Source organism: Exiguobacterium sp. s35 (assembly GCF_018617535.1).
In the GTDB taxonomy this organism is placed as follows: domain Bacteria; phylum Bacillota; class Bacilli; order Exiguobacteriales; family Exiguobacteriaceae; genus Exiguobacterium; species Exiguobacterium aestuarii.
Genome location: NZ_JACSKI010000001.1, coordinates 711,604 through 737,553 on the forward strand (window position 1 = coordinate 711,604; position 25,950 = coordinate 737,553).

The following is a 25,950-nucleotide window of genomic DNA, read 5'->3' on the forward strand; positions in this document are numbered from 1 at the left end:
ATGGATTACAAAAAAGAAGCAGCATCGATATTAGAAGCGATTGGTGGGAAAGAGAACGTTGCGGCAGCTGCCCACTGTGCGACTCGCCTTCGTCTCGTTTTGAACGATGAGTCAAAAGTCGATGAGAAAAAACTCGAGGAACTTGATGTTGTCAAAGGAACGTTCTCGACAGGTGGTCAGTATCAAATCATCATCGGACAAGGTACGGTAAACAAAGTATACACCGAGTTCTCACTATTGACTGGGCTTGGTGACATGTCCACGTCAGATGTGAAGTCGGCTGGGGCGAAAAAGATGAATCCGCTTCAACAATTCGTCAAAATGTTATCCGATATCTTCGTACCAATCATCCCGGCGATCGTTGCCGGCGGTCTCTTGATGGGGATCAACAACTTATTGACAGCACCTGATTTGTTCTTTGAAGGACAATCATTGATTGATCAGTATCCAGGTATGGCTGACCTTGCAGCGATGATCAATACGTTCGCAAACGCCGCCTTCGTCTTCTTACCTGTCCTCATAGGATTCTCGGCAGCTAAGAGATTCGGTGGCAACCCATATCTTGGTGCGGCCCTCGGGATGATCATGGTTCACCCGGACTTGATCAACGCGTATGCTCAGGCAACGGTTGAAGACATTCCCGTTTGGAACATTTTTGGTCTTGAGATTGAGAAGTTAGGATACCAAGGACAAGTATTACCAGTCCTCGTCTCGACATATATTTTATCGAAATTGGAAATCAACATCCGGAAGTTCATGCCGGCATCACTTGATATTTTGCTCACACCGTTACTCTCTCTCCTCTTCACAGCGTTCATCACGTTCGCGTTCGTGGGTCCAATCACACGTGAAGCAGGGAACTTGATCATCGATGGATTAGTATGGACGTATGACTCACTCGGATTCGTCGGTGGTTTGATTATGGGTCTCCTCTACGCGCCGATCGTTATCACTGGGATGCATCACAGCTTTATTGCAATCGAGACTCAACTCCTCGCTGATATCGCAGAAACAGGCGGGTCGTTCATCTTCCCAATCGCAGCGATGTCGAACGTAGCTCAAGGGGCGGCTACGCTTGCTGTCTTCTTCTTGACACGCGATAAGAAGATGAAAGGTGTCGCTTCAGCATCAGGAATCTCGGCACTACTTGGTATCACAGAGCCTGCCATGTTCGGGGTTAACTTAAAACTCCGTTATCCGTTCATCGCAGCGATCGTCGGTTCGGCCATCGCATCTGCCTTCATCGTCGGAAACGACGTATTGGCAGTAGCGCTCGGCGCAGCTGGATTACCTGGAATCATCTCGATCGCACCAGGGTCAATCATCTCGTATATCATCGGAATGGCGATTGCATTCGCTGTGACGTTCGGATTGACATTCATCCTTGCAAAACGACAAGCAAAAAAAGAAGCGGTCAAACAAGCCGCATAATGAAAAAGGAAGTGACACTATGAATTGGACGAAGGCCGAACGTTATCGTTCACTCCGTGACGTGAGCGCCCTCGAGATGGAGGTGCTCCGAACAAAGACGGCCGCATCCCCGTGGCGGTTTGGATACCATATCCAGCCGCCGACGGGCCTCCTCAACGACCCGAACGGCTTCACATATTATGATGGAGAGTACCATCTATTCTATCAATGGTTCCCGCTCGGGCCAGTTCACGGTCTCAAACATTGGTACCATGTCAGTTCTACCGATCTTGTCCATTGGACCGACCGCGGGGTGGCGTTAGTCCCTGAAACGAAGGAAGATTCCCACGGTGCCTATTCTGGAAGTGGATTCGTCTTAGACGACACCCTTCACGTGATGTATACCGGGAATCATCGGACAGACGATTGGACGCGTCACGCCTCGCAAATTATCGGTGTCCTACGTGACGGGATGATTGAACGCCGGAATGTGGCCATCCCAGATATCCCGGCTGGCTATACAGAACATTTCCGCGATCCGAAAGTGTGGGAAGTAGCTGGCACATTTTATGCGATTGTCGGAGCACAGCGCACAGATGAGACGGGCTGTGTCGTCTTATATCGTTCGACCGACTTGAACGAATGGACGTTTTTAGGTGAAGTGAAAACCGAGCTCGAGCAGTTCGGTTATATGTGGGAATGTCCGGACGTTTTCGAGATCAATGGACAGCATGTCTTGATCTTTTCTCCTCAAGGGATTGAGGCGTCAGGGCATCGCTACCATAACATCTATCAGTCTGGCTACTTGACGGGTCATCTCGACTTGAATACGAACGTATTCAGCCACGGTGCGTTCGAGGAACTGGATTTCGGGTTCGATTTTTACGCCCCGCAAACGACTGAACATGAAGGCCGTCGCATTCTAGTCGGCTGGATGGGACTACCGGAGATTGAATATCCGACAGACCGCTACGGCTGGGCGCATGCGTTGACGTTGCCACGTGAATTATCACTCGAAGATGGCATGTTGAAACAACGACCTGTTCCTGAGATGAAGAAGCTTCGACAAGGTGAATTTGTCAATGAGACAGGTGGACATATAGAAATGGGCTCACCTGAACGCTATGAGCTTGAACTATCGACGACTGGTGAAGACTTCGAGCTTGAACTGATGAAGACAGGTGATGAATCGCTTGTGATTCGGTATGAGAAAGAAACTCGCGAGTTGACGATTGATCGGACGAATGCCGGTGAACCGTTCGCAACGGAGTTCGGGACGACAAGGACAAAAGTGATTGACGTCACAATCCTTCATCTGTTTATCGACTCGTCGAGTGTCGAATGTTTCGTCAACGATGGTGACGCTGTGGCAACGCTTCGTGTCTTCCCAAGTGATAACGAGAAACGGATTCGCTATGTCGGAGCGGAAGCAAGTCTAGTTGGCTGGAAGTATGAATGAGTGTAAAAGCTGAGCGATTGCTCGGCTTTTTTATTTTCCAAATGTTGAAACCGATTCAATCGATGCGACGTATATAAGACGAGAGGGGTGAAGTAATGAATAAGTGGGTTCGTTGGGCAGCTGAAGTTCGTAAAGTGACGATGCCTTATAAAATCGATACAGAAGAGCTCGAAAGAGAAGAAATGGAACGCGTGATGGTAGCAGAGTCAAAAACACGGGAACGATTCAACTCTGAACCAGTATTGGACTTTTATGACTTAGAGCAAGTCAGAGTGTTCGCGGAAATGCTACGAAGTTCGGAAGAAATCGAAGACATTGAGATTGAAGTGGCTCCTGATTTCGATCTTACGTTTCACTATAAAGGTGGAGAACAAGAACGCTATCAGCTTTGGCTCGGTCAATCGAATCGTCCAAGTATCATCACGAAATTTGAACGAGGGGACATTGTCTGGAGGATACCGGAACATAGTACGAATCGATTAATCGAAGTCCTCGGATTAGATACGTAAAAAAGCACCTCTTTTTGAGATGCTTTACGAGTTGAAACGGATAAATCGTTCGATTTGTCGCTCTGATTTTCTCGCTTGCCGTCCGACCCAAATCAAATGACCAGGGCTGTTCAGAATCGTAAGTTGAGCATGTGGAATCAAGCGCTTCGCGTAATGTGCATGCCGAACAGGAACGGCTTTGTCGTTTTTCGAGTGAATGATATAGGTTGGGCATGACACACCGAGTAAGACCTCACTCGAGACGCGTTGTTTCAAATCGAACTGTGCGCCAAGTCCAAAAGCCATCTGATTCGCGACGCGTTTCAGAAGGAAGATGTCATAAGGTGACACCTCTTCTCGAATCGTCTCGAGTGCCAATACGCTCGTCGATTGAATCATACGGGCCGTCGCTTCGAATGGGTGTTTTTGAATCGCCCGAGCGATAAACTGTTTCATGATGTACTGCAGTGCGATAAAGGCGGGTTGGACGACATTTCTGCTGACCGTGTCCCGATATGGAAAATCGACGACACTCGTCACGGCGGCAGCGAGTGTCAAACTGAGGACACGCTGATTTTGAGAAGCAAGTTCAATCGCGGTCGGTCCTCCGGCAGAGATGCCATAAACATGATATCGATCAATTTCTAGCATTTGCATCAAATGAGCGAGTCGGGATGCAAAGAGTTGAGGAGATGCTGAAAAAGAGTAAGGTGTTTCTCCATATCCGGGTCTAGATGGGACAATGACCCGAAAACCTGACAAAATTAACTGGTCCACATGGTATGGTTCTAAACTAGATGATTGGGTCCCATGAATCAAAACAATGACAGGACCATGACCACGGTCTATATATTCTATTTTTGAGCCGTCGACGTGTGCATAATATTTCACTTCAGATGGCGCCTCCTTAAACGTTTTGTAATGGAAAATACCTTTATTTCGTGGAAATAAAATGATAATGTCTGTTTATACATATTATAGATATAGAAATGAAAGGGGATAGAACCGTGAATAACCGAGAGCGGTTACTTGAAGTTCGACGTTTTTTCGAACGTTACACGGACGAGGCAAATCCTAAGACGCTAGAAGATTTGCTCGAATACTTGTCAACGATTGGAGATACTTCTAAGTTAGCAAAAAAATCGGTGAAAGACGATATCCAGGCACTGAATAATTCGGGGTTTGAAGTGCAGGATGAATTGGAGAAGAATGGTCTCGCCAAAAAATATTGGCACTCGGCTCGTTTATTCGAGATTCATGAGCTTCGGATGATGGTCGATGCGATCGTCGCGGCCAAATTTATCTCGGAAGACGTGACAGAAGAGATTGTTGAAAAGCTTCAAATGTTGACGAGCAATCCTGAGGCGAAAACGCTACAATCGATCATTAAGACACCGAAGAAAAAACACGGACAGATTCCGTATCACATCGACCGCATTCAGCGAGCGATCCATGAACGAAAAGCCATCTCATTCCAATATACGGATGTCATCGGATTCGACGTGACAAAGCGGACATTCCCGCTCCGCCGTGACGGAGAACGATACGTCATCAATCCGATCGACTTGCATTGGAATCACGAACAATATTACTTGATTGGCATCGATGAATCGATCGGAGAGGTTCGGAACTATCGGGTCGACCGAATCGTCAACTCCGAGATTGTGGAAGACGGCACAATTCGTCCGAAACATCATCTTCCAGATGATTATTATCAAAAATCATTCAATATGTACAACGGCTTAGATGAGCAAATCGTTTTATCGGTCGACGAACGCGTTCTCCCGGTCATCTTCGATAAGTTGGGGGAAGACGTCTCCGTGTCCGAGCATGGCGAACGATTCCTCATCCGTTTTGAAGCGGCCGTATCGGACGGATTCATTTACTGGTTGCTCTCTTTAGGGGCACAAGTAGAAGTGGTCGAACCGCTCACGCTTCGCGATCATATGAAGGCGACGATCGAGAAGATGGCAACTACTTATGAGAATACAAGCATTCATTCATCCATCGAGTAATCAGATGTGCTATACTGCTTGCGACACTTAATGAAGGGGGACAGGCGGATGTTGAATTGGATGCCATTGATCATTCCGATTGTCGCTGTCATTTTCGTAACGATCGTCGCAAGACGCGCCATGAAAATGGATAAAGAGAACTAAGATGAAGAGACATCGTCCATTATTGGGAGATGTCTCTTTCACTATGGAGGTAGACAGTGGATACGATTACACATACGTTATTCGGTTTGACGCTATATGGTGCAGCCGATAAACGCGATTTACAACAACATGAAAAAAGGGCCTTGTTCGTCACGACGCTCGTCGGGAGCCAAATCCCGGACAGTGATGTGATTTCAAGACTATGGGACACGGAAGGGATGTATCAGATGTGGCATCGGGGCATCACACACTCAATCTTTCTCGTCCCGCTCTTTGCACTACTCATCTACATACTCGTTCGTCTCCTCTTTGGAGTGACGGACATCCGCTATTTTTGGTGGGCTTTATTGTCTGTGTTCATCCACAATACATCCGACTTGTTCAATGCGTGGGGGACAGGGTATTTTGAACCGATTTCGGACGTGAGAGTTACATTCGGTGTAATCCCGATTGTCGATTTTGTCTATTGGGGAATCTTCTTAGTCGCCTGGCTCGTCGCCCGCAAACAAGAAGTGCGGTATACGACGTATCGGTATGCATGGGCTGCCCTCGTTCTTTATGTCGCGATTCAAAGTGCGCAAGGCGCCTATTTATATCAGTCTTATTCAAAGGAATATGACGAAGTGGCGCTCTCGGCTTCATTTGTCCCGACTCAGTTCACGGTGATCACGAAGACTGACGAAAACGTATCGCTCTTTCAAGATTCGATATATCAAGAAGCGAACTTGCGATACGAATTGACGAGTGCCGAAAAGACGAGTCTTGAACCATTGTTTGAAGCGAATCAAGAGGCACTCACTTTGACGAAATGGTCGCCTTTCGTCGTCATCGTGGCGAATGAAGAACGGCTCGGTGTATTTGACCCACGTTTTTATGATGGGGAATCTTCCTTCTTGTACGAATATATAGAAAGGTAGGACGAATCGATGGGACGTATCCGCTATCTCTTTATTTTCGCCTATGAACAAGCACTCAGTTGTATATTCCCGGTCGCCATCTTCGGAGCGCTCGCCGTCACAAAAATTGTGGAGTTGCCGATCCCCCGTTATGACGTCTTACTCATCTGGTGTTTGTTCGTCCAGGTGATCCTCGTGAAAACAGGACTCGAAACAATCGAAGAAGTGAAAGTCATCAGCTGGTTCCATGTCATCGGTCTTGGTCTTGAACTATTCAAAGTGCAGATGGGGTCTTGGAGCTATCCGGATGAGGCGTTCACAAAAGTGTGGGGCGTCCCGCTCTATGCCGGATTTATGTATGCGAGCGTCGGGAGTTATGTCGTTCAGGCGTGGCGTCGTCTCGATTTACAGTTCACGCAAATGCCGAACCCGATCATCGCCTTCGGACTTGGCATCGCGATTTACTTCAACTTTTTTTGGCACCATGTGTGGTTAGACCTTCGGTGGCTATTGATTGCACTCATCTTTTTGGCGTTTGGCCGCTCGGTTGTCTCGTACAAACTCGATGATCGGCGATTCAACATGCCGGTCGTGCTTTCGTTCTTCTTGATTGCCTGCTTCATCTGGCTCGCTGAGAATATTGTGACCTTTTACAACGGCTGGGCGTATCCGGATCAGTTGAACGGTTGGGCCATTGTGGATTTAGGAAAACTGTCCTCATGGTTCCTACTCGTCATCATCAGCATCCTGCTTGTCGCTTGGCAAAAGCGAAAGCTGGAATATGAAACGACTTAACTCGACGTATGTCGAGTTTTTTTATGAGGAATCGCGAATCCTTTTTTGAAGAAAGTCGTATTACAGAATGAGGTGATTGGGTTGCTAGAAATTGTATTTTATTGGTTGATTGGATTATTGTGTCTAGGATCTCTTGTCATCTATTGGAGAGAGTGGAGAAAGACTCGGAATCGAGCAAAACTAGGACAAGCTTTTCTCGCGATTTTTTGCTCTGTTCTTGTACTTGGGATGGCAGGCATGGAGACGTACGACCGTATGACGACGAATTACATCGTCGAGACGGGAGAATGTTATGTCGTCGATGACCGATCATCGAAGGGTTCATCGAACGTGACGCTATGGTTCGGTGAGCGGTCATACGGCTTCAAGGAAATTCCGGACGTTGCATATGGTCCAGGACATGTGTTTACATGTCGCGCGACGATGACGAAGCAGTTTCAAAGCGGGATCGATTATGAGTTGAGGTCTGAGGAAGGCGAACTGTTGTTTTCGACTTATTCACAAGAAAGTAAACAATCCGATTGAGATGGAAGCATTCCAATAATCAATCGGATTGTTTTTTATCGGAAGAGAATCTTTTTTGCCGAATGTTCTCTAAAAATATCGGAAGTATATTCAAAAAGATTGCGGCAATCGTTAAGAACCAAAGCGCGCGTGACATGCCGGGTACGACATCTGTTATGGCACCCCAGTCCTTAACTTCTACCCAAATGTTGAGCAAGCTATATTCGGCGCATAGCGTGAGAGCGGTCAAGGACAGCGCAATCGCCATCGGTAGTTTGTAATCCTTCTCCATCATAAAGACAGTCAAGTTCAAAAGCGTGGCTCCAATCGCAGCCAGTCCCAAAACAATCCACATCTTTTCAACCTCCTAAATATTTCTATATATATATCATAGCATACATCATTCTCCATATTAATTTCTGAAAATTGTTTCTATTCACATAATAGTTATGCTAGAATCAATGGAAAGTGTCTTTGGATATAATTCCCTTTACAAAATGAAGGAATAACGTACATCCTTCCACACTTATGATTGAGATATGTCATCCAAAGGAGACGGAACTATGGCCTATATTGCACGAAAATCTGCACATCTTGTCATCGCATTCTTTGTCTTGATTGCGATCAGTGCGCTACCGACGCTCGTCGTTCAAACAGATTTTAGTCTGACGAGTTACTGGAACGGCATCCAACAACAGCTGAACCAACTCCAAAAGCTTGATGAGATTACATACTACAACGTCACCGCTCAAACAGATTTACCTTTATTACCTGCACTTGGACCGCTCGTCAAAGAGTCGGTCATCATTTTTACGACGGCGCTTGCCGTGTCGACTATACTTGGTCTCATGTATGCCTACTTCTATTATCGGAGCGGTAAACGGGTTCGTACTGTCCTGCACCAAACGAGCCAGACGCTTGAGATGGTTCCTGATTTATTTTGGTTAATCTTTTCACAATTTCTCGCCATTTCTATACATAGAGCAACGGGATTTGACCGAATCGAAGTGGCTGGTGGGTTCGCAGAATACATACGATTTCTACCGATTGTTACATTGACACTGACGACGTTGTTCTTCTTTATCAAATGGCTGACCATCCATATTCATGAACAAGAGGCCATCCCTTACCTTGAACTTGCTCAAGCGAAAGGGATTCGACCGAGAGGGCTGTTTTGGAACCATTTGTTGCCGAACATCATCTATCGGTTCTACCTCTTTTTCCGTTCAAACATCATTACCATCTTATCGACGCTTCTCATTGTCGAATATTTATTTAACGTCCAAGGGCTGTTTCGATTCGCCGTCTACAATCCACAGATGGAGATCTTACTCGTCATTTTATTTGTCATCTATATCCCGATTTTTCTGTTGGACCTATTCATTGAGTGGATTATTCCGAATGCTTGGAAAGGAGGGATTTGATGCGACGCGTATTAATGCGGGACCCGATTTTTATCTTCTGCTTTGCAATCGTAGCGGGTCTACTGTTGATGAGTTTTGGAAATACCGTATTTCGTGATGGGAACGTTGATCAAACTCTTATGCTCTACTCGGATGAGGGTAGACTCATCGGTAAACCACCACTTGAACCGTCAAAATATCAATGGCTCGGGACGGACAATGCGGGATATGATTTATTTCAGATGTTCGTCGAAGGTTTTAAGTGGACGGTCGGGATTTGTGCGATTGTCGCGCTTGGACGCATGACGATCGGTTTATTGGTTGGGATACCGCTTGCTTTCAGGGGAGCACGATTGAATCACTTCTTTAAAACGTTGCTCGATGGATTCTTGATTCTACCAATCTCTTTACTCGCATTGATGATGCTCGCGTCGACGATGATCTTTTGGGATTCGACACAAGTACCTCCACTGTGGGATCGAGTGAAGATTGAGCTGATCGTATTGGTCGTTCTCGGACTTCCTGCCGTCACGCTATATCTCATCACGGAGATTCGACAATTGCTACAACAAGAGTTCATGGTTGTTGCCGAGACGCTCGGTGGGAGTGTCTGGCATCGTGTGAGACTACATCTCTTGCCCCACTTGATTCCGACGCTTGTCATCGTCTTCATGCAACAGTTTGTACAGACGCTCATGTTGCTCATTCATCTTTCATTGTTTGGAATCTTCTTTGGGGGGACTGTTCTCTTACAAGAAGGTGTCATGCCAACGATTTATGAATGGTCTTCGATGTTCGGATACTATTTCAGACAATTCACAGCGATGACATGGATGACCAATCATCTATTCATGATCCCGGCAATCGCGCTCGCAGCGCTAATCTTTATTTTTAATGTATTGACGAGTCGACTCGAACGGGCATTCCGTCTAAGGCGTCAAGAGCCGACGGTGACCGAAATGAACGTCGCACAATCAGAAGCAGCTGCCGCATCGCTTGACAATCCGTTTTCCCTCGTCGATGTGAAAGTCTCTTTAAAGAATGGATCGGATGATCTCTAAGAAGGTCATCCGGTTTTTTATGTACCGAATCGACTGAACTGTCATGATTGCGGGAACGTGTATAACAAAATGAAGTGACAAGTCAGAAAAGGAGTGAATCGACGTGAAAGCTGCGATTTGTACCGCATATGGAGGTCCGGAAGTGCTCGTCATCCAAGAAGTGGACCGACCGAAGCCGAAAAGCAATGAGCTACTGATTCAAGTATATGCATCGGCCGTTCATTCAGGAGATCGACGTCTTCGCGCACTAGACGTTCCGACATTCGGAAAACTACCGATGCGAATGGTTGTGGGGTTCAAGGCGCCAAGACAACCGATTCTTGGTGTCGTCTTGGCAGGTATCGTCGTGGAAACAGGCAAAAGTGTGAAAAACTTTCAGGTCGGAGACAACGTCTATTCGCTCACGGGAATGCGGTTTGGCGGATATGCAGAATTCGCTTGTGTGAACGAATCGAAATGTGTTGTGAAGATGCCTGAGCATGCCAGTTTTATTGAGGCGGCGGCACTTCCGTTCGGAGGGACGACCTCGTTACATTTTTTACGGAAGGCACACATCGAACGGGCGAAGAATGTTTTGATTTATGGTGGCGCAGGTGCAGTTGGCTCCACTGCCGTACAGATTGCGAAACATTTCGGCGTACATGTCACGGCAGTTTGCCATGAGCGGAACGTGGAGCTCGTGAAGCGACTCGGGGCAGATGTGGTCATCGATTATTCGAAAGAAGGATACGACCGCGAATTGGGTACGTATGATGTGGTGTTTGATGCGTCTGGAAAAATCGAAAAGCGATTGGCTCGAAAACAGGTTGCGGAGAACGGGTCATTCCGTTCTGTTGCGGGGCAGGGGCCAGCGAGTGAACGAAAAGAGGATTTGATGTTTTTGAACGAACTGTTCGAATCAGGAGCATTGCAACCCGTCATTGATTCGGTGTATCCACTCGATGAGATTGTCGAGGCACATCGATATGTGGACCGAGGGAAAAAAGTTGGGAATGTGATCGTGACAGTCAAATAGGAATAAGTCAGATGATCGATGGTATTATGAAGAAGTATTGAATTCGTGCTTTATGGTGAGGTGCATACAATCATCTCCCATACATATGAATACTAGACGTAGTCAATGGAGCGGGGGACTAATGATGAATGTACTAATTGGACAACCAAAGATGGAACGAAATCTCGAGCAACTGAAGCTAGAGATTGAGTCGAACCCTACGGTGGACTTGATTCTCTATCCAGAGGGATATTGTACATATACAGAATTAGATGTGCTAGGTAACTTAGCGATTAAATTTAACACATCGATTGTTTTAGGGTATCGAGATGACACGAATAAAGATCGGGTCCTCATTATAAACAAGAAAGGTGAGACGTTGTTAACGCGACGGAAAACACCTGAGAATGAGCTCTTGTTCATGCCATCAAATGTCACGGATGAATTGGAAGAATACGGTTATTTACTTTGCAGGGAGATTTTTATGGGCAGTGAGGGATTAAAAACGCATGAGCAGCTATCCATCATCTTCAATCCAATCGGGGTCGGAATGTTTAGTGAAGAACAGTTCACGGAGTGGTCGGAAGAAGCGAGAAAAATTGCGATGGAACGAAAAGCGATGATCATCGGAACGAGTCATGCAGATGGGTCGTATCGAAATTGTGGATTTTCGATTCCCATCGCATATTGCTTCGATGAAAATGGGGAAGAGGTGTTTCTATCGAAAAATGATACGAGGACGCGAGTGTTAGAGACTGATTCAAGAGTTACTACATTCGTCTAACAAACTGTGACATCCTTAAATTAAAAATGAAATACGTGTAGAATGAATCTTTTTATTTCACATACCAAATTTAAAGTTGAACTAGAAAGCGAGTACTTATGAGATACCTTTTCAAACGAAAACACAACAGTGAATGCAATTGCTCGAAATGTGGCACGAAGACAGAAAGTGAAGTGGGTTTTGGATCGATTATGCCAACCATTTTAGAAGGGCTGTCGAAACGAGAGATGAAGAGGCGCGTCGTCTTGACTGATGATGTGTGTGTCCTCGATGAAACTCACTTTTTCATTTATGGATGTCTCGAGATTCCGGTCATCGGGGAAGAGGATCCATTCATCTGGAACGTCTGGGTATCACTCAGTCCGGATAACTTTTTCAAAGTCATCGATTTATGGGAAGACCCAACACGTGTTGACCTCGAACCGATGTTCGGTTGGCTATCGACAGATCTCCCGATTTACCCGGACACTATCAATCTGAAAACGAATGTTCATATGCGTGAAGTCGGACTACGTCCGTTGATCGAACTCGAACCGACGAATCATCCTCTCGCTGTCGAGCAGCGCAACGGCATCACGAGGTCGCGGATCGATGATATATTCCGATTCGTTGAACGTGACGGAAAAAGGAGGATAACAAGGTGAGTCAATGGAAGTCATTCTTGATTTTCGATTTGTATTCAGGAAATCAAGCGCTCACTTCGATTCAGCAGAAGATGTTGGAGCGAATCGAGTTACTTGTTCACGACAAACGATTCAATGAACTTGAACATTTCATGCGCGATACTCCGGATATCGAGCAGCTGTTGATTGACTATGTGTTGCTTGATCCAACCGATTCATATCGCTGGGATTTGCTGATTGGTTACGAACGGATGGATCGGATTGAAGATTATGATCGAGTGAATGCGTTTTGCCGAACAGCCTTTTCATACCATCCAGATAAACCTTTCTATTTTGCCTTGGCGTTATATGATATAGGGTGGAATGATTTCGAGATGGACGAGAAAGTCATTGAGGTGGCGAATCGATGCATAGAAGAGGCTTCAGCTGAGGTTTCTGCATTGATTTGTCTAAGCATGTCAAAAGCACTGCGTCATATGGAGCGAGAGTATCTTCTCAGGGCCATTGAGCGATGTCCATGGGCTGTTCAACCATTCTTTTCTTTAGGTGAGTATTTCAGACAGTATAATTGGAAGTTGGCCAAATCGTATATAGAGAACGGAGTGGCTCAACTGGCTTTGATTTTCGACGATTCAGGTGAAACGTCAAAGTCAGTGATGGGCTTCAACCCACACACTTGGCAGAGGGACGTTTGTAACGAGCTGTTAGGCATGGATATGAGTTCGGCAGCATATAAAAAATACAAACGAATGACCAAGTAAAGGGATGAAGAATAGTGATGAGGAATGTGAGGGAAGATTTCATGAGAATCACAGAAACGATGCTTTACACGAACCGACTTGGTGAAATGAAACGTTTCTATACAGATCAGCTTGGATTATCAGTCATTGAAGAAGACTCGACGAGTTTTCGAATCAATCTAGGTGAAGATGCGTTGGTGTTTCAAGAAGCGACGACCAATCAAGAGCGACAATATCATTTCGCCATCAACATTCCGGCCAACCGATTCAAAGAAGCGAAAGAATGGATCAAATCACGTGTCTCACTTTTACGTGAAGATGGGGAGGATGAGATTTATTTCGAAGGAATTGATGCCTCGTCACTTTATTTTTACGATGCGGACGAGAATGTCGTCGAATTGATTGCGCGACATTCAATTAATGTAGAAAGTGATGCAGATGTATTTTCTACTGATGACTTTCTTGGAATCGGCGAGATGAGCCTGACTGCAATCAATCCGCTTCATGTCGCACAAGAACTTGCGAACATCGAGATCCACCGCCGAGACGGTAACCCAATCGATGAGCGTCACCTGAATTTTTTAGGCGCACCGAATAGCGATACATACATTTTATTGGTTCCACAAGGTCGTGTGTGGCTGTTTTCACCTAAGCTGTCGATACAGAGCCCGATTCAAATGACCATCAATCGACAATACGTCATTGAAATCGATGAGAATCATAAACTTAAAATTCATACGAATAAAAAATGAGTCCAATTCTGAACTCATTTTAGCTTATCGATAAAATAACATGTTCGAACTTGTCCTTCTTTTTTCACGCTCAGATAGAGTGAAGGTCTCACACAATTCCTAGTTCGTTCTTCGAAGATTATTCAAAATATAAAATATATATGGTTCTTATTATTCCCCATAATGAGATAGATGAATAAACTGTCACCATACTCCAATACAATTTAGGATGATTCAATCTTTTAAAGTAATGTACACTTAGAGTTGTAACGCAAACCGAAAAGACCGGAGCCCAAAAAAGGGCTGAAAGTAGCAACAGTGCATAATTTTCAGTTGGAATTAGTATAATCAACTCATCTGCTAATACCCACCAAGCCGTAAAAGAAAGAAGTATAAATATAATTTTTTTCAACATAACCTCCGTATGCAAGGACATATATTCCCACTACTTCTATTTTATGAAGTAATGCCGATTTCACTGCTCGGTAAAATAATTTTTAAAGCCGATATTTTGAAAATGAGTCCATTTCTGAACTCATTTTTTTTCGTCTTCACTCAAGTACATCCGAATCTCATCCAAACTCATAAAGGAATTCTCTAAGGTCACTTCAAATGATTTGTCTAAACAATCAATCACAAGCGGTTCGCCATCAAGACGAGAGTATCCATGTAACAGTGGTTTGATGCGTTCATGAACAATTTGTGCCTTTTCGAGTGAGGTTTGTGGAAAGAGGATGGCGAACGTGTCTGTGGCAACCCGATATTTTTTATCGGTCCGTCGTGTTGCTTCATGTAACTCGTCACTGAAATAATCTAAAAACCATTCATATTCGGATAATCCGTATCGTTTTTCGAAATCGTTTAAAAGCGGCAACGAAATGAATGTGACGACGAACGTTCCACCACTTCGAATCAATCGATCCCGCTCTGCTTCAAGGTCCATGAAAAATCGATTGCGATTATCAAACCCGGTCTCCGGATCGACAGCAATCAGTTGACTGACTCTCGCTTCTGCGACGTTCAAGGCAAATTGTGAGCGGAACAGGATGAATTGAAGCAAGTAAGCTAGAAACGTCAACATCGCTACTACCAAAAGAATCAGTAGTTGAACAATAAAGGGAATCGGAGTTCCAGACATCATGATGAAAAAGTAAACACCAAATCCTATCGAGATCAGGACACCAGAAGCCCGATGGATGAGAAGTGTTGAAAGGTAGAGGACAGGGATATAGATCATCCACCAGATGGGTAGATTGTTCATCATCAGAAGAGAAGATAATAAAGTACTTATTGTCAACGACCCAACGATGAGCGCAATTAGTTGAAGTGACATGGCAGACCAATGCCGCATCTCGTCTCCTCCTCCCTAAAAGAAATAAATTGTAATAGTAACACTATTATCCATTTTCCGAAATAGTGATGGTTCAAACCGATTCGGACACTTGATTCATTATAAGTGATTCTTCAAATGAATAACGGGATATTTTTGAAAAAACGCGAATGTTTCAGAACGCTTCTTTACCGAAAGCGAATTCATTTATTGGTGTATAATGGAAATGAGGTGATGACATGAATCAAAAACATATCTTAATTGTCGGTGGTACCGGAATGTTAGCTGAAGTCACATCTTGTTTGGCAAGCGAACATCTTGTCACTGTCATCGGGCGAGACCCGGAAAGAATGGCAAAAGTCGTTCGACAAAACCCTGAAACGTGTCATCCACTAGTTGTCGATTATCGTAACGAACAGGACCTATCAAAAGGGCTTCAAGAATCAATCAAGCGACACGAACCATTTAAACAAGTCATCGCGTGGGTGCACAAGGACTCCGGGAAGGCGATGCAACTCATATTGAATCATTCTTTGCACGCAGATGTTCTACATATTCTAGGGAGTCAGGCGAACCCTGAACATGAGAAGAAGGCTTTGAACATAAGTGAACGACAATCGTATCGACAAGTTCACTTAGGTGCGAAGCAGGATGGTGAGAACTTTCGCTGGTTGACGCATGACGAAATTGTGCACGGTGTGATTGATGCGATTGAGCACTCATTCGATTATCAATTACTTGGTCAACTTGTAAATAAGAGAGGTATGAATGGATGAAACAATGGAGAGGTTCCGCTGCTTTATGCCTCAACGAAGAAAAGAAAGTCCTTCTTGTAAAGAATCGTGACGTTCAACTATGGAGTTTGCCATCAGGTGGTCTAGAAAACGGAGAAACTCTGGAACAGTGTTGTCAGCGCGAAGTGTTAGAAGAAACGGGTTATCGCATTTCTGTTAATCAACGACTACACATTAAACAAGCTATCATGTCGAACTATCAAGTCGAGACACATTATTTCTTGGCAAAGTGTGAAGAGCGGGTCGAGACCGCTAGGATTGATTCGGATATAGAGGAAGTCAATTGGTGGTCGCTTCAAGAGTTAGAACGATTAGACCATGCGTTTCCAGAGGATCTCGAATTGATTCGAAGGTGGCTTAAGTGAATAGAATGATTGAAGTCAATGGGTATGATGTTGAATATCGTTTATTCGGTTCCGGGGAACGACTGATCGTGGTCATGACAGGTATGGGAGGTTCATTCGAAGAGTGGGTTTCTCTTTCCGAGCAATTAAGTGAGTCGTATCAAATATTACTTTATCATCGCCCCGGTTATGGTGAGAGTGAGATGAACAGGCGCTCGAGTCGAACGTCATCTCACGTTTTGGAATGTACCGAATTATTGAACGCCCTTCAGCTACATCAACCGATTCTAGTAGTCGGTCATTCTTACGGTGGTTTGTGCGCGCAACACATGGCTAAAGTTTTTCCGAATAGAGTAGGAGGAGTCGTACTCGTCGATTCCACTTCCCATGATTTTTCTATATTAGATGACATAGAAACTCCGGTGATGGATCGTCAATATTCCGATGAAGATTGGCGGACGATGTGTCGTTCTTATTCAAATCTAACAAAAGAAGAATTAGAGCGTCTTCATCAACCAGAATTTTCACTCGAGCAACAAGGCTTATCATCAGATGTACTCGAACGTCTCAAGCGATTCTATCAATCTCCTCAGTTGTATAAAACGATGTTGGAAGAAGAATCGTTCTGGTATGACGATGCCTCAATCATCAAACAAATGGGCACATTTTCATCGATTCCGTTAATTGTCATCGGTCGAGATTCTGAAGCGACGATTGAAGAAGGAATAGATGGAGGGTTGCCTGAGGCTGAAATTCGATTGCTAGAAGAGACATGGTATGAACTTATCCATCAACAGTTGAGATTATCAAATCAATCGGAACTCATCATCGCGGAAAAGGCAGGACACCAAATTCATTTACAACGACCAGACACAATCATCGAAGCCATACATCGAATCGAACAAGCCGATCGCATAAAAACGACCGGCTCATGACTTAAGAAGCTTCTTCAATTGGATCGTGAGTAAAATACTCCCGTTTCGAGCGATCGCAAATGACATACATCGTATAACAACCGATGAGGAAGAAAGCAATCGAGAATGCGAGATAGACCGGACGAATCCCGACCAATTCGGCAAGGAGTCCAATCCCGAATGTCAGGACGATGACGAGTAGTGACTCTGCCACATTGATGACACCCGAGAAGCGGCCCATGATTTCGACAGGAACATGATGCTGATAGAATGACAAAAAACCGGTATTGGCAAAGGCAAGCGCGAATGTCAGGACAAAAAATCCGATGGAAGCCATCGTGAACGAGGATGAGCTTGCGAATAGGAGATAGCCGACTGGTGTCATGATGACCCCGAATCCGATACAAAATGATAAAGAAAGACGGTGACTCCACCTTGAGTTAATGAGAGACCCTCCAATAATCCCGATTCCAGCGATACTGACGAGAAAGCCGTATCGACTTTCAGACAAGTGAAGGATTTGGGTCGCGAATGACGCTTCCAACGAGTCGAGTCCAGACATGAAGATGGTCATGACGCAGAACAATCCATAGATGAGCGTAACATATCTGGCATTCGAAGCGAATCGGATGACGACCTTCCAATCGTCAATAATCATCCGCATCGAGAATGGTTCAACAGACGATTCTGTTCGAAGGTGAGACGGAAGGAGCATCAGCATGCCTACCGAGACGATGAGTGCGAAGGCGTTCACAAAAATCGCAAAGGTCGGGCTCCCGACTAGAAAGAGTAGTCCCGCAATCGTCGGACCTAAAATGAAACCGGATGACTGCACAAAGTTATTCATCGCATTGAACTTTTGACGGTTCGAGGCAGGTACGAGTTGCGTCATGTAGACCAGGCTCGATGATTCGAACAATGCACTCATCAGATTCAGGATGAAGACGACTCCGTAGATGAGCCATAAAGAATCGATCCAGCCTAAGCTGAACACGAGACATGCGCGCAGGGCATCCAGCAACATCATCAGTCGTCTCGTATCGACCCGATCAATCAGGCTACCTGACCAAAGGTTCGCCGTGATTGAAGCGAGCGGGACTAGTACATAGAGAATCGAGACGGCGAATGGAGATCCCGTCATCTCGAGGACAATCAGGTTGAGCGCGATAAAGTATACCCAGGCACCGAGGTTTGAGATTCCGACACTGACGAGCAGCAGCTTAGAGGTTTTTCGAAACGAGTTCAAGTCAATCACTCCTTCTATTTTTGATCACTTTCGGAACGCAAAAAAATCCCACCCCCAAGAACGAGTTCTTGGGGACGAGATTCTCATCGTGGTGCCACCCCTGTTCGTCCGCACGTCACCGTACGAACCTTATTCGGTACTGCCGAACGAGTCGGCCTATACCTCAACTCTATAACGGGAGTGCCCGTCGCCATATCGCTCGAGATGAGTTCCATAGCGCTGCTCGGAGTCTTGTTTCGATCCATCCTCTTTACCCTTTTTCACCGGACAGGGCTCTCTTATGAAAGATTCATGAATGTACTCTTCTCTTCATCGCGTTTGTCAGATCATTTTTGTAAGGATAGCATATTGTGAAAATATAGGAAAGATTATTTTGTATAAATATGTATCTATCTAATTCTATGCTGCACCCCGGCTCGATTTCGTGAGAATCAAGGTCATCTGCTTAAGCGTGAGTAAAGGACTGCAGATGATGATGGATTTGGCGGGGAAGGTCACTGAACGCTCCGTCACAAAAGTGTACCGCATCGACATGATAGAACGTACTCGTCTCCTCCATATTCATCATCTGATTGCCTAAATCGTATAGGAAAACGAGTTTATTCGTCCCGAGGGCAATCCCGAGCTCAACGTGTGCACCCTTTCCTCCAGGTAAGAGGATGACGACGAAGTCCGCTGTTTGAATTCCAGTAACCTCATCTTCGCCAATCGTACGTAACGCGTCCTTTGAAGTGGCGCGTTCGTTTTGTGTCCAGTCATACGTATGCGTGTGACCGAGCGCAATCAGCTGATCACGGATAAACCGTACTTCTTCGATATTCGCAAAACTTGAACCGACATAAAACCGCATTTGAACCCCTCCAATTCGTTATAGATGTTTCATCTGGTATAACGCTACGACATAAAATAGGATGATCAGCAGGCAACAGAGTACAAGGAATGCAATCATGCTAATCAGGACAAATTTCATCAAAGAAAGTGGAACGTATGATTGAATTAAGCGCGTAATCGATAAAGACGAGAGGACGAGTAAAATGATTGTGCCAACGAACCAAATGGAGTCATTCGCGATGTTTGGGATCAGCCAAAAGTAGACGATCGTTATGACGATTAGACTGAAAGCCATCATCAAATCTTTATGCTTTTGAGTCATTGGATCCCCCTCGTCGATGTTCCAACTTCAACCGCACTTGTTCGGCATCTTCCGCATCAAACGTGCTGTACCATCTCACATGATCGAGATCGATGACGCGGTAATGTCCGCTGATGATGTTCTGTTGAAGAATGAAGTGGGGACCCTCTTTGATCGCATGCCAAAAGACGCGTCCGCCGAGCGTCTTTTCTTTCGGCTCGTATGTGTTCTCGGTTGCAATCAGCTTAACGAACTCGACCGGGTCGTCACCGATTAGATGTATGAGAACCTCACTCTCATTGAATAGTGCACATAATGTCACAACCGTCGACCAACTCGCTTCATTCCGCTCCTTCTCGATTTGAATGAGCGTTTTTTTAGATATGCCAAGTAAATTGGCCATCTCTTCCTGTGAATGCTGGGATTCGATTCGAATCAGCTTGATCTTACGAGAAACTTGTCCGAGAAATTCGGATTTTTGCATATGGGTTCTTCCTTCCTATTCGTAGAACTCAAAGTGACGCCGAGCTAATGAAAATCAGTAACCATGAGATTCCGAGAAACACCGTGAACAAGAGTAGGCAGACAATGATGTAGCAACAAATGTATTGCCAATATGTGAGTCGTTTTGATTGATAGAAGTGGTATGTAAAACTGAACGTCGCAATGCCGATGACTAAGAAAGCGACGAGATCCCAGATGATTCCAACTTTTAAGAACGATGGAGTAAGGTACGATGCAACAAGAGCAAGTACAACCGTCACAACTCCAGTAGAAATGGTAGCGGATGGTGTTGAAGTGTTTTCCAACATAATAACCTCCTAATATATTACAAGTGTAATTTTACACTAAAAGTAGACAATGTCAATTTTTCAATTCGTAAAAAAAGCCCTTCTTAAGAAAGGACTCTATCTATCGTCATGCTTGTTCGTTAAATATGTCGTCAGTGGATAGACACCGATGCTTTGCAAAACAAGGGAAAGTAGAATGACAGCGAATGCGAGGGAAATCATCTCGTTCGACCCGTCGATATTCTCTGCTTCTAGCCAGAGGACGAGGGCAATCGACATCGTTCCTTTGATTCCGGACCAAGTAAGGAGAGAAGTCGCCGTTAAATCATCTTTAAATTCCTTACGCCAGACGGGGACCGAATAGACGAGGCCCCCGACGACGATGAATCGGGTCACGATTGAAAGTAGGAACAAAAGAACGGCGAGCGTCCAGAGTGATACAGACAGATAGCTGGTCGCTTCGATTCCAATCAATAAGAACAAGAGTGCTAGCAACATCGGAATGACAATGTCCCAGAAACCGTCTAGATGACGCTGGACCGATTCGTAATCCTCTTTTGTTCCGAGTTCGTGAGACAACATCATGCCGGCCGTCACCGTCGCGAGGACCCCCGATACTTCTAGCGCATCAGCGAGATAGAACGCCCCATACGCGGTGACAATCGTCAACATGACGAGCTCGTGCTTCTTAAAACTGACGATCATCAATTTCTTAAGTAGAAATCCAAAAATGAAGCCGATGCCGATTCCTCCGGCGGACACAATTAAAAATTCGGTCAAAAAGCTGAGTGTGGAGAACCGTTCTCCTGTCGCGAACATACTGAGAAAGATGGTGAAGATGACGACACTCGTTCCATCGTTCACCATCGATTCGCCTTCGACGACGTCAGCAATCCGCTTCTCCCCCTTACTTCGTTTCAAGATAGCCGTCACGGAAACGGGATCCGTCGGAATCAAGATGGACGCTAATAAAAAGGAAGCGGTCAACGTGAGCGGGGTGAAGAACTCACTGATCCAAAACGTGCCATATCCCATCAAGATAGCGGTGAAGACAAGCCCGACCGTACTCAATATAGTGATGATCCCGATATTGTCCTTCAAATCCTTATATTTGAACTGATAGGCCGATGTAAAGAGAAGTGCTGGCAGGAACACCTCGAAAATCATATCTTTTGAGATGAACACCGAATCAAAAAAGGCAATATACGAGAGACCAATCCCAATCAAAACCAAAATGACCGGGACAGGAAAGTAATTTCTTTTGGAATCAATCAAATAAATAAAATAGCCAATGAGTAGTAATGTGATCACCTGCTGCGCGATCATAACGACGTCCTCCTCCACAATCAACATGCTATACAGTATCTTCCCATTCAAGGTCTAATCAAACGAGAATTGTGGAATATAAGAGGTAGTACATTTAATATATTCAGGGAGGAATCAACATGGGAAACCCGATTGGAGATTTATCTTGGACGTTTTATTCGGAGTGTGAGGTGCCGAGTGATATCACGGAGTCATTCATCGACGGGGAGCGGGCGGTCGCGGCTTATAAGACAGTGCGTGACGTCGCTGTCTTCACGAACAAACGACTGATTGTCCGTGACGCACAAGGATTGACGGGTAAGAAGATTGAAGTCTACTCACTTCCGTACGACTCGATCAATATGTACTCGACGGAGAACGCGGGACGCATGTTCGACTTGAACTCAGAAGTCCAACTGTTCACGCGCGCCGGAACGATTAAAATCAATTTGAATAAAAAAGTGGATGTGCGCAAGTTCGACCGTCTGCTCGCAGAAGCAATTTTGTAAAACAGTGGACCGAAAAATCTTTCGGTCCTTTTATTTGGATTTTTCTGACAATCCATAATCTTGCATGATACGATAGTACATAATGTGTGACGGAGGTTACGATGAAATTTACAATCCGACTATTGATGGTCATGTTAGGTAGTTTGATGTTGGTGACTGGATTCATCTATCTGGCCCGACTGTTTTGGGACTGGTTTCATGACCCGACAAAAGGTGGGATCGTGCTTCTCTTGTCTGGAGAGGACGGAACCAGCAGTGGTGCTTATGGAGGGAAGTTTCGTCTGAAGGAAGATGAGGACTTTCAAATCTTGAATCATGTCTTTTTAGACTATACGTTCGGAACAGGTGGGACGGTAACAGAGTCGGGAAATTCAGTCTGGTTATGGTTCCTTATAGGAGGTTTGATTGTCCTCCTGATTTTGATGCTCAGCATGATCCGGAAAAGAAAGCGTGTCGCCTCGACTGTTGATTTCTCGAGTGACGTCGTAAAACGAAGAGTGCGAACGGCCAAAGCAAAAGCATTTGTGGAATTTAAAGAGATTCAATGGACCGATAGCGCGATTCGGAATGCGCTCATCCAGTTCAATCTGGATTTACCGGTTTCATTAAAACACCAATCGAATAAGACGGTGTTGGATTGGTTCAAGCGGATTGGTGTAGAAGAGGTGGACCTCTCTCCTTACTGGAGGACGAGGTATGTGGATGAAGGAGTGACTGATGTAGAATCTAGACAGTTTCGAGAGGCGTTACAGTTCATACGATTGGAAGAGGATAAGGGGTGATTGTGTATGAACGATGAAATAGAGGTGGTTGATTTCGATATGCAGAAGTCAATGGGCTCTGCTCGTTTGGTAAAGTCCAATCATCGATTCTACGTTAATTGGGATGAGCTGGTCATAGACCTTAAACAGCATGAATATGTCTCGGGTATTCGAATCATCGACGAGAATTACTTGTTCATTTGGGCGTTTACATTAGAAGGAGAACCAATCAATGCGTGGGTACTAGATACGCATGGACAGATCAATCATTCCTTTTATGCAGGAAACGCGATTACAGCAGTTGTAATGAACGATACTGGAATCTGGATTGGATATGGGGACGAGGGCATCTTTGGAGATGGGATCTCGACCGAGGCACTCGTCTGTTTCTCAAAGGAGGGAACCGTACGTTTTCGCTATAATCAAGAAGTCAGAAAGGCTCCAGTTCTTCATGATTGTGACGTGATGTACGCGTCTAAGAAGGGGGGTGTGGGTCATCTCTTCAATCGACGGTCGTCTCGTCCATGTCCAAATGAACGGACGGATTGACTCCTATCCGATGCCCCGTCATCTCCTTGAATGTTCGTCATTGATGATTGAAGACGGTGTTGCCTATGTCGAGAAAGAGGATATGATTTATCGTTGGCCGTTTAAAGAGAGAGAGCGTGCCGAACTAATTGTAAATCAAATCGAAAGATAAAGAGTATTTGAAGTATCATAAGATCATACTCTTTATAAGTTAGCGACGTTAAGAGAAGGTTAACTTAGAAAAATAGATTTTATACAAAGGACGGAGTTTATATGAGATTAGAAACTAGTTTGCCCGGCGTTTCGATTAATCAGATTGAAGAGGTAGAGGCTACTCTGAACATTCGACTACCAATTGATTTACGGGAAGCTTGGCAATATGACAACAAGTTCGAGTTGGGAGAGTGGCTTTTTTACCCGATTCGGGATGAACGCTTTTTAAATAAAACGTGGGACGACCTTATCCGAGCGAATACATCAAATCGCCCCCCACTACCGGCAGGATTTGTAACACTAGCGAACAATGGAAGTGGAGATGAATTAGGGTATTATCATAATCAAGATGATTCAATTTATATATGGTGGCATGAAACCGATGAAGTTGAACTCGTCTCAGAATCAATTGAACAATTGGTTAAGGGGTTTCAGGCTACTTTCGAAATCATCGAGCATTTCTGCGATGAAATAACAGAGAATCAACTTGTTTATGGATTATCGGAAGAAAGAGACGAAGGTTGGGCTTTTACACCGTCAATACTCGATGAAACTCGTGAAGTTTTACTTTTCTTTTCTTCGCGTGAACGTGCCGAGGCATGTCGCGTAAATGAGTGGAGTAAGTATGAGATTGTTGAATTATCATTTAACAATTTTTTTGAGGTTTGGCTTCCGCATATGATTGAAGATGAATACATGTGCGGTTTAGATTGGACTCCTGATTTAGTAGGGATTGAAGTTCAACCGGAAGAAATGCAATTGTATTTAGAATAACTAAATTTAAATATAACTTTTCAAATATCGTTAACCACATATCATCCTATTGAAATTTTCAAGTAAAAAGAATGTACGTTGATAAAAAAAATCTCAAGCGGACCCTTAATTAAAAAATAAAGAAATGAGGAATTCAAATGATCCGTTTTGGCATCATTGGTACAAACTTCATCACAGACTGGTTCATCGACACAATCAATCAGTTGGATGACGTAGAAGTGACAGCGCTCTACTCGCGCACAGAATCACGCGCTAATGAATACGCTGAACGTCATTCCATCGTACATACGTTCACGTCACTTGAAGAGATGGCACAGAGTGATGTCATCGATGCCATCTATATCGCAAGCCCGAACTCACTTCACGCCGAACAGAGCATCTTGTTCATGCAGCATGGCAAGCACGTCTTATGTGAAAAGCCGCTCGCTTCGAACGTCCAGGAAGTCACTCGTATGGTTGAAGTGGCGAAGGAGAACCAAGTCGTCTTACTTGAGGCGCTGCGAAACCTGTTCATGCCGAATCTTGGACGGATTCAACAGGCGATGGAACGAATCGCTCCGGTGCGTCGTGCTGTCTTCAATAAATCACAATATTCTTCACGGTACGACTTATATAAGAATGGGGAGAACCCGAACACGTTCAACCCTGATTTTTCGAACGGTTCATTGATGGATCTCGGTGTCTATCTTCTAGGGCCCGCTTTAAAATTGTTCGGTCAACCGAATGACGTTCAGGCGAGTGGTGTCAAACTGGAATCGGGAGTAGACGGGAGCGGAACGGTCATTCTCTCTTATGATGATCTGGATGTGATTATCATGCACTCAAAGATCCATGCGACATCGACTCCTTCTGAAATTATCGGAGAGAAGGGGCGCATCGTCATCGATGATATTGCGACGTGCGATGAAGTTCGTCTAGAGTTACGGGATGGCAAGTCAGAAATTATTTCAGAATCACAGAATGCTCCGATGTCTTATGAAATCGAAGCGTTCGTTCGTGCAATCGAAGCGCATCATCCGGAAACGATAGATCACTCAGCGACCGATATGATTCGCTTAGCTGACGTGATGACGAACGTTCGAAAACAACTCGGTGTGGTTTATTCAGCAGACAAATAAGTACAAACTTAAAACGGTCCTCGATGTCATGTGCGCATCAAGGACCGTTTCATTTATTCTTTGTTCAAATAGAGATATCTCAGAAACACTCCCAAGACAATCGTCATGACGACGGCAGGGATGAGTCCGATGAGCAGTAATGTG

Annotated in this window: 31 protein-coding genes and 1 other annotated feature; of the genes, 22 read left to right on the plus strand and 9 right to left on the minus strand. The window is 44.8% G+C overall.

Annotated elements, in window-relative coordinates; all coding sequences use genetic code 11:
* The 3 genes from KNO75_RS03655 to KNO75_RS03665 all read left to right on the plus strand — a co-directional run bounded on the left by KNO75_RS03655 (position 1) and on the right by KNO75_RS03665 (position 3,378).
* Entirely contained in the window at positions 1 to 1,431 is a 1,431-nt protein-coding gene (locus KNO75_RS03655; RefSeq protein ID WP_214788236.1) for a sucrose-specific PTS transporter subunit IIBC, read from the plus strand.
* Positions 1,432 to 1,450: 19 nt separating this feature from the next.
* Entirely contained in the window at positions 1,451 to 2,869 is a 1,419-nt protein-coding gene (locus KNO75_RS03660; protein ID WP_214819836.1) for a glycoside hydrolase family 32 protein, read from the plus strand.
* 95 nt (positions 2,870 to 2,964) lie between these two features.
* Positions 2,965 to 3,378, plus strand: coding sequence for a YhfM domain-containing protein (locus tag KNO75_RS03665; protein ID WP_214819838.1), 414 nt, complete (start codon positions 2,965 to 2,967; stop codon positions 3,376 to 3,378).
* Between the two features lie 24 nt (positions 3,379 to 3,402).
* Here the strand turns inward: KNO75_RS03665 and KNO75_RS03670 are convergent, their stop codons facing one another.
* The gene (locus KNO75_RS03670; protein ID WP_214817509.1) at positions 3,403 to 4,248 is read right to left on the minus strand and encodes an alpha/beta fold hydrolase; all 846 of its coding nucleotides are present in this window, start codon (positions 4,246 to 4,248) and stop codon (positions 3,403 to 3,405) included.
* A 116-nt stretch (positions 4,249 to 4,364) separates the two neighbouring features.
* Here KNO75_RS03670 and KNO75_RS03675 point away from each other — a divergent pair, with 116 nt between their 5' ends.
* The 4 genes from KNO75_RS03675 (at position 4,365) to KNO75_RS03690 (ending at position 7,732) form a co-directional block, all read left to right on the plus strand.
* Complete coding sequence (locus tag KNO75_RS03675) at positions 4,365 to 5,372, plus strand: helix-turn-helix transcriptional regulator (RefSeq protein ID WP_214819840.1); 1,008 nt, start codon at positions 4,365 to 4,367, stop codon at positions 5,370 to 5,372.
* Positions 5,373 to 5,572: 200 nt separating this feature from the next.
* Positions 5,573 to 6,433: a metal-dependent hydrolase gene (locus KNO75_RS03680; protein ID WP_214819842.1), complete on the plus strand. Its 861-nt coding sequence runs from the start codon at positions 5,573 to 5,575 to the stop codon at positions 6,431 to 6,433.
* Positions 6,434 to 6,442: 9 nt separating this feature from the next.
* A complete protein-coding gene (locus tag KNO75_RS03685; RefSeq protein WP_214819844.1) occupies positions 6,443 to 7,207 on the plus strand; it encodes a DUF817 domain-containing protein in 765 nt (254 codons plus the stop codon).
* A gap of 81 nt (positions 7,208 to 7,288) precedes the next feature.
* Positions 7,289 to 7,732: a hypothetical protein gene (locus tag KNO75_RS03690; protein ID WP_214819846.1), complete on the plus strand. Its 444-nt coding sequence runs from the start codon at positions 7,289 to 7,291 to the stop codon at positions 7,730 to 7,732.
* Positions 7,733 to 7,751: 19 nt separating this feature from the next.
* Here the strand turns inward: KNO75_RS03690 and KNO75_RS03695 are convergent, their stop codons facing one another.
* Entirely contained in the window at positions 7,752 to 8,066 is a 315-nt protein-coding gene (locus tag KNO75_RS03695; protein ID WP_214819848.1) for a hypothetical protein, read from the minus strand.
* 208 nt (positions 8,067 to 8,274) lie between these two features.
* On the opposite strand from KNO75_RS03695, the gene KNO75_RS03700 reads away from it, so the two are divergent.
* The 7 genes from KNO75_RS03700 to KNO75_RS03730 all read left to right on the plus strand — a co-directional run bounded on the left by KNO75_RS03700 (position 8,275) and on the right by KNO75_RS03730 (position 14,068).
* Positions 8,275 to 9,135 (plus strand): ABC transporter permease subunit, encoded by an 861-nt coding sequence (locus KNO75_RS03700; RefSeq protein ID WP_214819850.1) that lies wholly within the window; start codon positions 8,275 to 8,277, stop codon positions 9,133 to 9,135.
* Entirely contained in the window at positions 9,135 to 10,175 is a 1,041-nt protein-coding gene (locus KNO75_RS03705; protein ID WP_214795084.1) for an ABC transporter permease, read from the plus strand. The genes KNO75_RS03700 and KNO75_RS03705 overlap by 1 nt, the downstream gene beginning before the upstream one ends.
* Before the next feature lie 103 nt (positions 10,176 to 10,278).
* The gene (locus KNO75_RS03710) at positions 10,279 to 11,190 is read left to right on the plus strand and encodes an NAD(P)-dependent alcohol dehydrogenase (protein ID WP_214819852.1); all 912 of its coding nucleotides are present in this window, start codon (positions 10,279 to 10,281) and stop codon (positions 11,188 to 11,190) included.
* 124 nt (positions 11,191 to 11,314) lie between these two features.
* Positions 11,315 to 11,953, plus strand: a complete 639-nt coding sequence (locus KNO75_RS03715) for a hypothetical protein (protein WP_214819854.1) — start codon at positions 11,315 to 11,317, stop codon at positions 11,951 to 11,953.
* Between the two features lie 98 nt (positions 11,954 to 12,051).
* Positions 12,052 to 12,597 carry a DUF2199 domain-containing protein gene (locus KNO75_RS03720; protein ID WP_214819856.1) on the plus strand — a complete coding sequence of 182 codons (546 nt, stop codon included), beginning with the start codon at positions 12,052 to 12,054 and terminating at the stop codon, positions 12,595 to 12,597.
* Positions 12,594 to 13,337 carry a hypothetical protein gene (locus KNO75_RS03725; RefSeq protein ID WP_214819858.1) on the plus strand — a complete coding sequence of 248 codons (744 nt, stop codon included), beginning with the start codon at positions 12,594 to 12,596 and terminating at the stop codon, positions 13,335 to 13,337. Before KNO75_RS03720 ends, KNO75_RS03725 begins: the two co-directional genes overlap by 4 nt.
* 41 nt (positions 13,338 to 13,378) lie before the next feature.
* Positions 13,379 to 14,068 carry a glyoxalase gene (locus KNO75_RS03730; protein ID WP_214817533.1) on the plus strand — a complete coding sequence of 230 codons (690 nt, stop codon included), beginning with the start codon at positions 13,379 to 13,381 and terminating at the stop codon, positions 14,066 to 14,068.
* 514 nt (positions 14,069 to 14,582) lie between these two features.
* On the opposite strand, the gene KNO75_RS03735 is transcribed toward KNO75_RS03730, so the two are convergent.
* Positions 14,583 to 15,398, minus strand: a complete 816-nt coding sequence (locus KNO75_RS03735) for a GGDEF domain-containing protein (protein WP_214819860.1) — start codon at positions 15,396 to 15,398, stop codon at positions 14,583 to 14,585.
* Positions 15,399 to 15,616: 218 nt separating this feature from the next.
* Here KNO75_RS03735 and KNO75_RS03740 point away from each other — a divergent pair, with 218 nt between their 5' ends.
* Genes KNO75_RS03740 through KNO75_RS03750 form a run of 3 tightly spaced genes read left to right on the plus strand, consistent with a single transcriptional unit; the run spans position 15,617 to position 17,450 of the window.
* The gene (locus KNO75_RS03740; RefSeq protein WP_214819862.1) at positions 15,617 to 16,153 is read left to right on the plus strand and encodes a Rossmann-fold NAD(P)-binding domain-containing protein; all 537 of its coding nucleotides are present in this window, start codon (positions 15,617 to 15,619) and stop codon (positions 16,151 to 16,153) included.
* The gene (locus KNO75_RS03745; protein ID WP_214819864.1) at positions 16,150 to 16,536 is read left to right on the plus strand and encodes an NUDIX hydrolase; all 387 of its coding nucleotides are present in this window, start codon (positions 16,150 to 16,152) and stop codon (positions 16,534 to 16,536) included. The genes KNO75_RS03740 and KNO75_RS03745 overlap by 4 nt, the downstream gene beginning before the upstream one ends.
* 5 nt (positions 16,537 to 16,541) lie before the next feature.
* On the plus strand, positions 16,542 to 17,450 hold the full coding sequence (locus tag KNO75_RS03750) for an alpha/beta fold hydrolase (RefSeq protein WP_251126113.1): 909 nt from the start codon (positions 16,542 to 16,544) through the stop codon (positions 17,448 to 17,450).
* Position 17,451: 1 nt separating this feature from the next.
* Here KNO75_RS03750 and KNO75_RS03755 read toward each other — a convergent pair whose 3' ends face one another.
* The 6 genes from KNO75_RS03755 to KNO75_RS03780 all read right to left on the minus strand — a co-directional run bounded on the left by KNO75_RS03755 (position 17,452) and on the right by KNO75_RS03780 (position 21,924).
* The gene (locus KNO75_RS03755) at positions 17,452 to 18,675 is read right to left on the minus strand and encodes an MFS transporter (protein WP_214819868.1); all 1,224 of its coding nucleotides are present in this window, start codon (positions 18,673 to 18,675) and stop codon (positions 17,452 to 17,454) included.
* 67 nt (positions 18,676 to 18,742) lie between these two features.
* Positions 18,743 to 18,997 (minus strand) — a binding site (T-box leader).
* Positions 18,998 to 19,120: 123 nt separating this feature from the next.
* On the minus strand, positions 19,121 to 19,525 hold the full coding sequence (locus KNO75_RS03760; protein WP_214819870.1) for a nucleoside 2-deoxyribosyltransferase: 405 nt from the start codon (positions 19,523 to 19,525) through the stop codon (positions 19,121 to 19,123).
* 18 nt (positions 19,526 to 19,543) lie between these two features.
* Positions 19,544 to 19,828 carry a hypothetical protein gene (locus KNO75_RS03765; protein ID WP_214819872.1) on the minus strand — a complete coding sequence of 95 codons (285 nt, stop codon included), beginning with the start codon at positions 19,826 to 19,828 and terminating at the stop codon, positions 19,544 to 19,546.
* Complete coding sequence (locus tag KNO75_RS03770; protein ID WP_214817550.1) at positions 19,812 to 20,291, minus strand: helix-turn-helix transcriptional regulator; 480 nt, start codon at positions 20,289 to 20,291, stop codon at positions 19,812 to 19,814. Before KNO75_RS03770 ends, KNO75_RS03765 begins: the two co-directional genes overlap by 17 nt.
* Before the next feature lie 28 nt (positions 20,292 to 20,319).
* Complete coding sequence (locus tag KNO75_RS03775; RefSeq protein WP_214819874.1) at positions 20,320 to 20,616, minus strand: hypothetical protein; 297 nt, start codon at positions 20,614 to 20,616, stop codon at positions 20,320 to 20,322.
* A 99-nt stretch (positions 20,617 to 20,715) separates the two neighbouring features.
* Positions 20,716 to 21,924, minus strand: a complete 1,209-nt coding sequence (locus KNO75_RS03780) for a cation:proton antiporter (protein ID WP_214819876.1) — start codon at positions 21,922 to 21,924, stop codon at positions 20,716 to 20,718.
* A 119-nt stretch (positions 21,925 to 22,043) separates the two neighbouring features.
* Between KNO75_RS03780 and KNO75_RS03785 the strand changes: the two genes are divergently transcribed.
* The 5 genes from KNO75_RS03785 to KNO75_RS03805 all read left to right on the plus strand — a co-directional run bounded on the left by KNO75_RS03785 (position 22,044) and on the right by KNO75_RS03805 (position 25,806).
* Entirely contained in the window at positions 22,044 to 22,412 is a 369-nt protein-coding gene (locus KNO75_RS03785) for a PH domain-containing protein (protein WP_031423744.1), read from the plus strand.
* 101 nt (positions 22,413 to 22,513) lie between these two features.
* Entirely contained in the window at positions 22,514 to 23,194 is a 681-nt protein-coding gene (locus KNO75_RS03790; RefSeq protein ID WP_214819878.1) for a hypothetical protein, read from the plus strand.
* Between the two features lie 6 nt (positions 23,195 to 23,200).
* A complete protein-coding gene (locus tag KNO75_RS03795) occupies positions 23,201 to 23,722 on the plus strand; it encodes a hypothetical protein (RefSeq protein ID WP_214819880.1) in 522 nt (173 codons plus the stop codon).
* A gap of 252 nt (positions 23,723 to 23,974) precedes the next feature.
* Positions 23,975 to 24,688: a DUF2750 domain-containing protein gene (locus tag KNO75_RS03800; protein ID WP_214819882.1), complete on the plus strand. Its 714-nt coding sequence runs from the start codon at positions 23,975 to 23,977 to the stop codon at positions 24,686 to 24,688.
* A 137-nt stretch (positions 24,689 to 24,825) separates the two neighbouring features.
* Positions 24,826 to 25,806, plus strand: coding sequence for a Gfo/Idh/MocA family protein (locus tag KNO75_RS03805; protein ID WP_214819884.1), 981 nt, complete (start codon positions 24,826 to 24,828; stop codon positions 25,804 to 25,806).
* Positions 25,807 to 25,950: the final 144 nt, after the last annotated feature.

What these genes read in the sequence shown, in the direction of transcription:
- KNO75_RS03655 (WP_214788236.1), top strand. Translation starts at nt 1, where the DNA reads ATGGATTACAAAAAAGAAGCAGCATCGATATTAGAAGCGATTGGTGGG.
- KNO75_RS03695 (WP_214819848.1), bottom strand. Translation starts at nt 8,066, where the DNA reads ATGTGGATTGTTTTGGGACTGGCTGCGATTGGAGCCACGCTTTTGAAC.
- KNO75_RS03750 (WP_251126113.1), top strand. Translation starts at nt 16,542, where the DNA reads ATGATTGAAGTCAATGGGTATGATGTTGAATATCGTTTATTCGGTTCC.
- KNO75_RS03740 (WP_214819862.1), top strand. Translation starts at nt 15,617, where the DNA reads ATGAATCAAAAACATATCTTAATTGTCGGTGGTACCGGAATGTTAGCT.
- KNO75_RS03730 (WP_214817533.1), top strand. Translation starts at nt 13,379, where the DNA reads ATGAGAATCACAGAAACGATGCTTTACACGAACCGACTTGGTGAAATG.
- KNO75_RS03700 (WP_214819850.1), top strand. Translation starts at nt 8,275, where the DNA reads ATGGCCTATATTGCACGAAAATCTGCACATCTTGTCATCGCATTCTTT.
- KNO75_RS03785 (WP_031423744.1), top strand. Translation starts at nt 22,044, where the DNA reads ATGGGAAACCCGATTGGAGATTTATCTTGGACGTTTTATTCGGAGTGT.
- KNO75_RS03745 (WP_214819864.1), top strand. Translation starts at nt 16,150, where the DNA reads ATGAAACAATGGAGAGGTTCCGCTGCTTTATGCCTCAACGAAGAAAAG.
- KNO75_RS03805 (WP_214819884.1), top strand. Translation starts at nt 24,826, where the DNA reads ATGATCCGTTTTGGCATCATTGGTACAAACTTCATCACAGACTGGTTC.
- KNO75_RS03770 (WP_214817550.1), bottom strand. Translation starts at nt 20,291, where the DNA reads ATGCAAAAATCCGAATTTCTCGGACAAGTTTCTCGTAAGATCAAGCTG.
- KNO75_RS03735 (WP_214819860.1), bottom strand. Translation starts at nt 15,398, where the DNA reads ATGCGGCATTGGTCTGCCATGTCACTTCAACTAATTGCGCTCATCGTT.
- KNO75_RS03765 (WP_214819872.1), bottom strand. Translation starts at nt 19,828, where the DNA reads ATGACTCAAAAGCATAAAGATTTGATGATGGCTTTCAGTCTAATCGTC.
- KNO75_RS03705 (WP_214795084.1), top strand. Translation starts at nt 9,135, where the DNA reads ATGCGACGCGTATTAATGCGGGACCCGATTTTTATCTTCTGCTTTGCA.
- KNO75_RS03685 (WP_214819844.1), top strand. Translation starts at nt 6,443, where the DNA reads ATGGGACGTATCCGCTATCTCTTTATTTTCGCCTATGAACAAGCACTC.
- KNO75_RS03795 (WP_214819880.1), top strand. Translation starts at nt 23,201, where the DNA reads ATGAACGATGAAATAGAGGTGGTTGATTTCGATATGCAGAAGTCAATG.
- KNO75_RS03760 (WP_214819870.1), bottom strand. Translation starts at nt 19,525, where the DNA reads ATGCGGTTTTATGTCGGTTCAAGTTTTGCGAATATCGAAGAAGTACGG.
- KNO75_RS03790 (WP_214819878.1), top strand. Translation starts at nt 22,514, where the DNA reads ATGAAATTTACAATCCGACTATTGATGGTCATGTTAGGTAGTTTGATG.
- KNO75_RS03665 (WP_214819838.1), top strand. Translation starts at nt 2,965, where the DNA reads ATGAATAAGTGGGTTCGTTGGGCAGCTGAAGTTCGTAAAGTGACGATG.
- KNO75_RS03780 (WP_214819876.1), bottom strand. Translation starts at nt 21,924, where the DNA reads ATGATCGCGCAGCAGGTGATCACATTACTACTCATTGGCTATTTTATT.
- KNO75_RS03715 (WP_214819854.1), top strand. Translation starts at nt 11,315, where the DNA reads ATGAATGTACTAATTGGACAACCAAAGATGGAACGAAATCTCGAGCAA.
- KNO75_RS03720 (WP_214819856.1), top strand. Translation starts at nt 12,052, where the DNA reads ATGAGATACCTTTTCAAACGAAAACACAACAGTGAATGCAATTGCTCG.
- KNO75_RS03660 (WP_214819836.1), top strand. Translation starts at nt 1,451, where the DNA reads ATGAATTGGACGAAGGCCGAACGTTATCGTTCACTCCGTGACGTGAGC.
- KNO75_RS03800 (WP_214819882.1), top strand. Translation starts at nt 23,975, where the DNA reads ATGAGATTAGAAACTAGTTTGCCCGGCGTTTCGATTAATCAGATTGAA.